9 protein-coding genes are annotated in these 9,369 nt (G+C 67.8%); 2 read left to right on the forward strand and 7 right to left on the reverse strand.

Translation table 11 applies throughout. The features are described 5' to 3' along the window. Nucleotides 1-998 (forward strand): tRNA (adenosine(37)-N6)-dimethylallyltransferase MiaA (miaA, locus tag Q0716_RS06140; RefSeq protein WP_299020857.1); only part of this gene is annotated, 998 nt, incomplete at its 5' end. Nucleotides 999-1,026: 28 nt separating this feature from the next. On the opposite strand, the gene Q0716_RS06145 is transcribed toward miaA, so the two are convergent. The 7 genes from Q0716_RS06145 to Q0716_RS06175 all read right to left on the reverse strand — a co-directional run bounded on the left by Q0716_RS06145 (nt 1,027) and on the right by Q0716_RS06175 (nt 8,886). Then, a complete protein-coding gene (locus tag Q0716_RS06145; RefSeq protein WP_299020859.1) occupies nt 1,027-1,986 on the reverse strand; it encodes a nitronate monooxygenase family protein in 960 nt (319 codons plus the stop codon). Nucleotides 1,987-1,996: 10 nt separating this feature from the next. Beyond that, the gene (locus Q0716_RS06150) at nt 1,997-3,787 is read right to left on the reverse strand and encodes an acyl-CoA dehydrogenase (protein ID WP_299020861.1); all 1,791 of its coding nucleotides are present in this window, start codon (nt 3,785-3,787) and stop codon (nt 1,997-1,999) included. A 60-nt stretch (nt 3,788-3,847) separates the two neighbouring features. Further along, the gene (locus Q0716_RS06155) at nt 3,848-4,789 is read right to left on the reverse strand and encodes an FAD-binding protein (protein WP_299020862.1); all 942 of its coding nucleotides are present in this window, start codon (nt 4,787-4,789) and stop codon (nt 3,848-3,850) included. A gap of 16 nt (nt 4,790-4,805) precedes the next feature. Next, nucleotides 4,806-5,555, reverse strand: coding sequence for an electron transfer flavoprotein subunit beta/FixA family protein (locus Q0716_RS06160; protein WP_299020864.1), 750 nt, complete (start codon nt 5,553-5,555; stop codon nt 4,806-4,808). Between the two features lie 173 nt (nt 5,556-5,728). Beyond that, the gene (locus tag Q0716_RS06165; RefSeq protein WP_299020865.1) at nt 5,729-7,066 is read right to left on the reverse strand and encodes a mechanosensitive ion channel domain-containing protein; all 1,338 of its coding nucleotides are present in this window, start codon (nt 7,064-7,066) and stop codon (nt 5,729-5,731) included. A 55-nt stretch (nt 7,067-7,121) separates the two neighbouring features. Then, the gene (locus tag Q0716_RS06170; RefSeq protein WP_299020866.1) at nt 7,122-7,913 is read right to left on the reverse strand and encodes an enoyl-CoA hydratase; all 792 of its coding nucleotides are present in this window, start codon (nt 7,911-7,913) and stop codon (nt 7,122-7,124) included. Nucleotides 7,914-7,935: 22 nt separating this feature from the next. Then, the gene (locus tag Q0716_RS06175) at nt 7,936-8,886 is read right to left on the reverse strand and encodes a histone deacetylase family protein (RefSeq protein ID WP_299020868.1); all 951 of its coding nucleotides are present in this window, start codon (nt 8,884-8,886) and stop codon (nt 7,936-7,938) included. Between the two features lie 54 nt (nt 8,887-8,940). On the opposite strand from Q0716_RS06175, the gene Q0716_RS06180 reads away from it, so the two are divergent. After that, nucleotides 8,941-9,369, forward strand: a 429-nt coding sequence (locus Q0716_RS06180) for an AAA family ATPase (protein WP_299020870.1), incomplete at its 3' end; no start/stop codon positions are given.

Below are 9,369 nucleotides of genomic sequence, written 5' to 3' on the forward strand. Positions count from 1 at the left end.
CGGCAGCGGCGCTGGCGGTGGCCGCGCGCTGGCCGGTGGAGATCATCAGCGTGGACTCGGCGCTGGTGTACCGCGGCATGGACATCGGCACGGCCAAGCCCACGGCAGTCGAGCGCGCGGCGGTGCCGCACCACCTGATCGACATTCTGGAACCGACGCACGCCTACAGCGCCGCCGAGTTCGTTCGCGATGCGCGGCGGCTGCTGGCCGACATCCGCGCCCGCGGGCGATGGCCATTGTTGGTCGGGGGAACGATGCTGTATTTCAAGGCGCTGTTCGAGGGGTTGGACGACCTGCCCCCGGCCCAACCGGCCGTGCGCGCGGCCATCGAGGCACGGGCGCGGCAGTACGGTTGGCCGGCGTTGCACGCCGAACTGGCGCGGGTCGATCCGCTCACCGCGGCGCGGCTGCCGCCGACCGACGCGCAACGCATCGGTCGGGCGCTGGAGGTGTGGTACACCACTGGTCAGCCGTTGTCGGCACTGCAGCGGCGCTGGGGGGGCGAGGAGCGAAAGCACGGCGAGCAGGGAGACGCTCGCCCCGCGCTGCTCATCGATGGCCTGCCGGGGCACCTGCTGTCGTTGGAGCCGCGCGAGCGCGCCTGGCTGCATCAGCGCATCGAGGCCCGCTTTGCCGCCATGCTGGACGATGGGTTGCTCGATGAGGTGCGCGCCCTGCGCGCGCGCGGCGACGTACACCCAGGGCTGCCGTCGATGCGATGCGTGGGTTACCGACAGGCGTGGGAGGCGCTCGACGCCGCCGCCGCGCAGGGGCGCGACACGCTGAGCGTTGACGAACGGCGCGCGCTGCAAGAGCGTGGGGCCGCCGCGACGCGCCAACTGGCCAAGCGGCAGCTCACCTGGCTGCGCTCGATGCCGCACAGGCACGTCATCGCCATCGATGACCCCCTGACGGCACAGACCGAGCTGCTGGCCGCCGTGCGTGCCGCCTGGGGCCCAGAGGGCAGCGCTCCTCTGCCGCTGTCGACACTGGCCTGATACAGACCAGCGCGGCGGTCAACCCGGCTCACGCCCCCGCGCACAGGCGCGCGCGAGCCTCGTCGTACTCTTGTTTGAGGCGCGCCACCACCTCGGCCGCCGGGCGCACCGCATCCACCACACCAATACCCTGACCACAGCCCCAGATGTCCTTCCAGGCCTTGGCCCCTGCCGAGGCGAAGTTCATCTTGCTCGGATCGCTCTCAGGCAGATGGTCCGGGTCCAACCCCGCCGCACGGATCGAGGGCTTGAGGTAGTTGCCGTGCACACCGGTGAACAGATTGGTGTAGACGATGTCGTCCGAGTTGCACTCCACGATGCACTGTTTGTACGCGTCGCTGGCGCGTGCCTCGTGTGTGGCGATGAACAGCGAGCCGATGTAAGCGAAATCGGCCCCCATCGCCTGCGCTGCCAGCACCGCACCGCCCGTCGCGATGGATCCCGACAGGGCCAGCGGCCCGTCGAACCACTGGCGGATCTCTTGGATGAGCGCAAACGGGCTTTTGGTACCCGCGTGCCCCCCCGCGCCGGCGGCGACCGCGATCAGGCCGTCGGCGCCTTTCTCGATCGCCTTGCGGGCGAAGGTGTTGTTGATGATGTCGTGCAGCACGACGCCGCCCCAGCCATGCACGGCCTGGTTGACGTCCTCGCGTGCGCCCAGACTGGTGATGACGATGGGCACTTTGTACTTGGCACACAGCGCCATGTCGTGCTCCAGCCGGTCGTTGCTCTTGTGCACGATCTGGTTGATGGCAAACGGCGCGGCGGGCTGATCTGGGTGCGCGCGGTTGTGCGCATCGAGCGCCTCGGTGATTTCGGCCAGCCACTCATCGAGCTGCGAGGCCGGGCGCGCGTTGAGCGCTGGCATGGCGCCCACGATGCCGGCTTTGCACTGCTCGATGACGAGCTTGGGATTGCTGATGATGAACAGCGGCGAGCCGATGACGGGAAACGGCACGCGCTGCAAAACAGTGGGCAAACGGGACATGAAAGCTCCTTCAGTACGTATCGAGCGCCATGTCGGCGATGGCGTCGTGACCCGCAACGATGCTGTCGCGCCAGCCGCCGCAGCGGGTCAGGATGTGGTCGGCGTAGAAGCGGGCAGTGGCGATCTTGGCCTGCATGAACGCGACATCCCGCCCGGCGGCCAGCTCACGCTCGGCCACGAGCAGCGCGCGCGCCATCTGCCAGCCCGCCATCAGGTTGCCCGCCAGCATCAGATAGGGCACGCTGCCCGCGTACGCCGCCACCGGGTTGGCCTTGGCTTGCGCAGCAATGAACGCCACCACCTGCTCGTAGGCCTCGCGGGCCGCCTGCAGGCGCACCTGCACGGCGCGCGCGGCGTCGCTGCCACTGGCGGCCAGCGCCGCTTCGGTGGCCTGGATTTGCCGGGCGATGGCCAGCGCCGTCGTTCCACCGTCGCGCGCCGTCTTGCGGCCCACCAGGTCGTTGGCCTGAATGGCCGTCGTGCCCTCGTAGATCGTCAAAATCTTGGCGTCGCGGTAGTGCTGCGCCGCGCCCGTCTCTTCCACGAAACCCATGCCGCCGTGCACCTGCACACCCAGGCTGGTCACCTCGTGGCTGATCTCGGTGCTGTAGCCCTTGACCAGCGGCACCATGAATTCGTAGAAGGCCTGGTTCTGGCGCCGCACCGATTCGTCCGGGTGGTGGTGCGCGGCGTCATAAGCGGCAGCGGCCACCGTCGCCATCGCGCGGCAGCCCTCGGTGAGCGCGCGCATGGTCATGAGCATGCGGCGCACGTCCGGGTGGTGGATGATGGGCGCGGGGCCGGCCACGCTGCCGTCGACCGGGCGGCTTTGCACGCGGTCGCGCGCGTACTGCACCGCTTTCTGATAGGCCCGCTCGGACAGGCCGATGCCCTGCAGACCCACGGCGTAGCGCGCGGCGTTCATCATGATGAACATGTACTCCAGCCCGCGGTTTTCTTCACCGACCAGATAGCCGATCGCCCCGCCGTGGTCCCCGTACTGCAGCACGCACGTCGGGCTGGCCTTGATGCCCAGCTTGTGTTCGATGCTGACGCAGTGCACGTCGTTGCGCGCGCCCAGGCTGCCGTCCGGGTTGACCAAGAATTTGGGCACGATGAACAGGCTGATGCCCTTGACGCCCTCCGGCGCCCCCGTGACGCGCGCCAGCACCAGGTGCACGATGTTTTCGGCCATATCGTGCTCGCCGTAGGTGATGAAGATCTTGGTGCCAAAGATCTTGTAGGTGCCGTCGGGCTGGGGTTCGGCGCGCGTGCGCACCAGCGACAGGTCCGAGCCCGCCTGCGGCTCGGTCAGGTTCATGGTGCCAGTCCAGCGGCCCTCGATCATCGGCGGGATGTAGGTCGCCTTCTGCGCGTCCGAGCCGGCGGTCAGCAGCGCCTCGATCGCGCCATCGGTCAGCAGCGGGCACAGGGCAAAGCTCAGGTTGGCGGCATTGAGCATCTCGGTACACGCTGCGCCGATCGTCTTGGGCAAGCCTTGACCACCGAACTCGGCCGGGTGTTGCAGGCCCTGCCAGCCACCCTCGGCGTACTGGCGGAAGGCGTCGGCAAACCCGGGTGTGGTGCGCACCGCGCCGTCTTGCCACCAGGAGGGGTTCTTGTCCCCCTCCCAGTTCAGGGGCGCGATCACTTCCTCGTTCAGACGCGCGCACTCTTCCAGCACGGCCTGGGCCGTCTCCAGGTTGGCGTCCTCGAAGCCAGGCATCTGGGCAATCTGGTCCAGCTGCGCCAGGTGCGCCATCGCAAAGAGCATGTCTTTGACGGGGGCTTTGAAAGTCATGGGGTCACTCCTCGGGCAAAAAAAGGGCATCCCGCGGATGCCCAGCCATCGAACACGGCGTCACAGCGCCTTGACCAGTTTTGGCACGGCCTGGAACAGGTCGGCCTCGAGCCCGTAGTCGGCGACGCTGAAGATCGGCGCTTCCGGGTCCTTGTTGATCGCCACGATCACCTTGGAGTCTTTCATCCCCGCCAGGTGCTGAATGGCGCCGCTGATGCCCACGGCGACGTAGAGCTGTGGCGCGACGATCTTGCCTGTCTGCCCCACCTGCCAGTCGTTGGGCGCGTAGCCCGCATCGACCGCGGCGCGGCTAGCGCCGATCGCCGCACCCAGCTTGTCCGCCAGTGGCGTGATCACCTCGTTGAACTTCTCGGCGCTGCCCAGCGCCCGCCCGCCCGAGACGATGACTTTGGCCGCTGTCAGCTCCGGGCGGTCGCTCTTGGCCAGCTCGCTCTTGACGAAGGCGCTCTTGCCGCTGTCGGCCACCGCCGGCACCGGCTCCACGGGCGCCGCACCGCCGCTGCCCGCGGGGTCGAAGGCGGTGGTGCGCACCGTGATGACATGCTGCGCATCGCCGCTTTGCACCGTCGCGATCGCGTTGCCTGCGTAGATCGGGCGCTCGAACGTGTGCGCATCGACGACGGCGGTGATGTCGCTGATCTGCGCGACGTCGAGCTTGGCAGCCACGCGTGGTGCGACATTGCGCCCGCCCGCGGTGGCCGGAAACAGGATGTGGCTGTAGCCCGCGGCCAGGGCCAGCACCTGAGCGGCCACGTTTTCGGCCAAACCGTGCGCCAGCGCGGGCCCGTCGGCGTGCAGCACCTTGGCTACGCCGGCAATCTGGGCGGCAGCTTGCGCGGCCCCTGCGGCGTTGTGCCCGGCCACCAGCACGTGGATGTCGCCGGCCCCGGCGGCTTGCAGCTTCAGCGCCGCCCCCACGGTGTTGAGGGTCGCGCCCTTGAGGGTGGCGTTGTCGTGTTCGGCGATGACGAGAATGGTCATGGCGCGTGTCCTTTCCTCAGATGACCTTGGCTTCGTTCTTGAGCTTGTCCACCAGCGTGGCAACGTCCGGCACCTTGATGCCCGCGCTGCGCTTGGGTGGCTCGGCAACCTTCAGGGTCTTCAGGCGCGGCGTCACGTCCACGCCCAGATCGGCGGGCTTGACGGTCTCCAGCGGCTTTTTCTTGGCCTTCATGATGTTGGGCAGCGTGACGTAGCGCGGCTCGTTGAGGCGCAAGTCGGTGGTGACGATGGCCGGCAGCGTCAGCCGCAACACCTCCAGTCCGCCGTCGACCTCGCGCGTGACCTCCACCGCCTCACCCTGCACCTCGACCTTGGAGGCAAACGTCGCCTGTGGCCAATCCGCCAGTGCCGCCAGCATCTGCCCGGTCTGGTTGGCGTCGTCGTCGATGGCTTGCTTGCCCAGGATCACCAGGCCCGGCTGCTCTTTGTCCACCAAGGCCTTGAGGATCTTGGCCACTGCCAGCGGCTGCAGCTCCTCGTCCGTCTCGACCAGGATGGCGCGGTCGGCACCGATGGCCATGGCGGTGCGCAGCGTCTCCTGGCATTGCGCCACGCCGCACGACACCGCCACCACCTCGGTGGCCACACCCTTTTCCTTCAGGCGCACGGCTTCCTCGACGGCGATTTCGTCGAACGGATTCATGCTCATCTTGACGTTGGCAATATCGACACCAGTGCCGTCGGCTTTGACGCGCACCTTGACGTTGTAGTCGACCACGCGCTTGACGGGGACGAGAATCTTCATGCTGGCTCCTGTGGGTGGTGGAGAACGACGCCGACTTGACGTTTACGTCAACGTCAATCGTTCGCATTGTACGGGGAGGACCCCGTGAAAAAACGAACGACCGTTCGTTTTTTGTTCATTATAGGGGGAGCGCGCGGACGTCACAAGCCCCCGACCCGCGCGTCACGAGCCCGTCAGTGGCCGGGCGCCTGGGGAGCCGCGGCAAGCACCGGCATGGCCGCCCCCGCGCCACCCTCCGTCGGGCGCACATGCAACACCCGTTGCGGGTAGGGGATTTCCACCTCGTGCTCGCGAAACAGCGCCAGGATGCGCAGGTTGATGGCCGAGCGCAGGCCGAGCTGGCCGTTTTCGGGGTCGGCGATCCAATAGCCCAGCGTGAACTCGAGCCCGTCGGCACCGAAGGCCGACAGGGCCGCCAGCGGCGCCGGGTCACGCAACACGCGAGGCTGCTCTAGGGCGGCTTGCACGAGCAGGCGCTGCACCAGCTCGACGTCACTGCCATAGGCCACGCCGACCACCGTGGACTGCCAGACCTTGGGATCGGACAGCGAGAGGTTTTCCACGCGCTGCGTCAACAGCAGCTCGTTGGGCACGATCGATTCCCGCCCGCCCACCGAGCGGATGACGGTGTAGCGCGCCTTGATGTCGGCCACCACCCCTTCGAAGGTGTCGAGCCGCACCATGTCGCCGATGCGCAGGCTGCGCTCGGTCAGGATGACGAAGCCGCTGACGTAGTTGGCCGCGAGCTTTTGCAAGCCAAAGCCGATGCCCACGCCGATCGCGCCGCCCAGCACCGACAGCGCCGTCAGGTCGATGCCGACCGCGGACAGCGCCAGCATCAACCCGACGAACAGGAGCAGCGCGCGCGTGGCATTGCTGGCGGCCTTGCGCAGCGACAGCGACTCGCCGCTCGCGTCTTGCAGCAACCGTGCCTCGATGGCCGACGAGATCCACAACGCCACGATCAACACCGCGCCGGCGCTGAGCACCCCCTCGATGAGGGTGCGCACCGACATCGTCGTGCCGCCCAGTTTCCACGTGATCTGGTCGAGCTCGGCCAGCACCACTGGCAGCAACCCCGTGATCCAGGCCACCGCCGCCAGCCACGCCAACCACGACACGGTGCGCTCCACCGGGCGCAGCCACGCCGCCCCGCGGAACGCCACTTCCATTACCTTGACGCCGATGCGAATGACCACCAGCGCCAGCAGCGCCGGAACGGCGACACGCCAAACCGCGGGCGGCGCCCACAGCGCGGTCAGCGCACGCGCTGCATACGCCAGCACGAGCAATAGCAACGGAAACAGCACCCCATCGATGCCGCGATGGCCAAACCAAATCGAGCGCTCGGCGTCGGGATTGAACGCATGTTTCAAGCCTCGCGCGACGCCCCAGCTCAGCGCCACACACACGGCCAGCGCAGACAGCTCGATCAGGGCGCCGGGCTGCAAAAAGGTCTGCAACCAGGCGCCGATGTCGTCGATCGGGGCGGGAGCGGGGGGTCGGCTCATGGGTGACTCGGTCGGTCGAACAACGCTGAAAAGGAGGGCGGTCGGCAGCGACGCGTCAGGCCGACGCGCGCCACGCGGGCGGACGCTTTTCGATAAAGGCCTGCACGCCTTCTTGGGCCACCTCGTGCATCATGTTGCAAGCCATGGTTTGGCCCGCCAGTTGGTAGGCGGCCTCGATGCCGGTCTCGCGGTGCTGGTAGAACACCGCTTTGCCCATCGCAATGGCTGCGCGCGGCTTGGCCAGGATGGCGCTGACCAGCCGCTCGATCTCGGCGTCCAGCGCATCCGCTGGCACCACCCGGTTGACCAGCCCGCGCAGGCGCGCCTCCTCGGCGCTGATGAACTCGCCCGTGAGCAGCATCTCCATCGCCACCTTGGTCGGCACGTTGCGCACCAGCGGTACGCTGGGCGTGGCACAAAACAGCCCGACGTCGATGCCGTTGACGCCAAAGCGCGCCTCTTGCGCCGCCACGGCGAAGTCGCACTGCGCCACCAGTTGGCAGCCCGCCGCCGTCGCCAACCCTTGCACGCGGGCGATCACCGGCACCGGCAAGCGCTGGATCTGCAGCATCATGCGCGAGCACTGGGCAAAGAGCTGCTGGTAGTACGCAAGCTCCGGGCGAGCCCGCATTTCCTTGAGGTTGTGCCCGGCGCAAAACGCCTTGCCCGCCGCGCCGATGACGAGCACGCGCGCGCCCTCGTCGGCGGCGATGTCGTCCAGCTTGGCCGACAGCGCGGCGAGCATCGCCTCGCTGAGCACGTTGAACGATTGCGGCGTGTTGAGTGTGAGGGTATGCACGCCGCGCGCGTCGCGGGTGTGCAACAGGATGGGGGCATCGGTCGTCATGGGGGTCTCCTCGGCAAAGCCATCACAACTCGGCCAGCGTGCGCACGTGTGCCTCGACGCTGCGCGCCAGCGCACTCAGGTTATAGCCGCCTTCGAGCACGCTGACGATACGGCCCTTGGCATGGCGCTTGGCCACCTCCATCAGCCGCTGCGTGATCCAGACGTAGTCCTGCTCCACCAACGCGAGCTGACCCAGGTCGTCCTCGCGGTGCGCATCGAACCCGGCGCTGATCAAGATCAGCTGCGGCCGGTGCGCCTGCAGCCGAGGCAGCCACATCATCTCGACGATTTCGCGCACGTCCATGCCCTTGGTGTAGGCCGGCACGGGCACGTTGACCAGGTTGGGCGCATCGCGGTGGTCCCACTCGGGGTAGTAGGGGTGCTGATAAAAGCTGCACATTAGGATGCGCTCATCACCCGCGACGATGTCCTCGGTGCCGTTGCCGTGGTGCACGTCGAAGTCGACGATGGCCACCCGCTGCAGCCCCAGCCGCTGCAACGCGTATTTGGCCGCCACGGCAACATTGTTGAAAAAGCAAAAGCCCATCGCGCGGTTGCGGCAGGCGTGGTGCCCGGGTGGGCGCACGGCACAAAAGGCGTTGGCCAGCTCGCCGGCCACCACGGCCTCGGTAGCGTCGATCGCGGCCCCTGCCGCGGCCAGGGCCGCCTCCCAGGTGTGGACGTTGAGCGCGGTATCGGGGTCGAGCGACAGGTGCGACGGCCCACCGGCGGCAATGCGCTCGCGCAACTCGTCACTCAGGCCGCGGATGGCGGCGATGTGCAGCCGGTCGTGCGCCAGCTCCAACTCGGCCACCGCCGCAGGCGTCGCGGTTCGCTGCTCCAGCGCGTCGAGCACCCCGGTGATGAGCAAGCGGTCGTCGATCGCGCCCAGGCGCTGCGGGCACTCGGGGTGCCCCGGCCCCATGTCATGGCGGACGCAGAGGGGGTGCGTGAAGTAGCCGGTCGGTTTCATGGCTTGTCTGTCGCGGGGCCGTCGCGGCGTGACGCTTTCCGGTATCGTGCAGTCATGGATGCGAACCGGCCCCTCATTGCCTCGTTACTCGATCAGCTTACCACGGTCATCGTGGGTAAAGACGACGTGCTGCGCGACGCCGTCACGTGTTTGCTGGCAGGTGGCCACTTGCTCATCGAGGACATGCCCGGCGTGGGCAAAACGACGCTGGCGCACGCGCTGGCGCGCACCTTCGGGCTGCGCTTCGCGCGCGTGCAGTTCACGTCGGATTTGATGCCCAGCGACCTCACCGGTGCGGCCGTCTATGACCGGCAGCGGCAAGAATTCGTCTTTCACCCGGGCCCGCTGTTCGCCCAGGTGCTGCTGGCCGACGAGATCAACCGCGCCAGCCCGCGCACCCAAAGCGCGTTGCTGGAGGCGATGGAAGAGCGTCAGGTCAGTGTCGATGGCGTCACGCACGCGCTGCCCGAGCCATTTTTCGTC

The sequence above is a fragment of the uncultured Tepidimonas sp. genome, assembly GCF_938045175.1.
Classification (GTDB): Bacteria; Pseudomonadota; Gammaproteobacteria; order Burkholderiales; family Burkholderiaceae_C; genus Tepidimonas.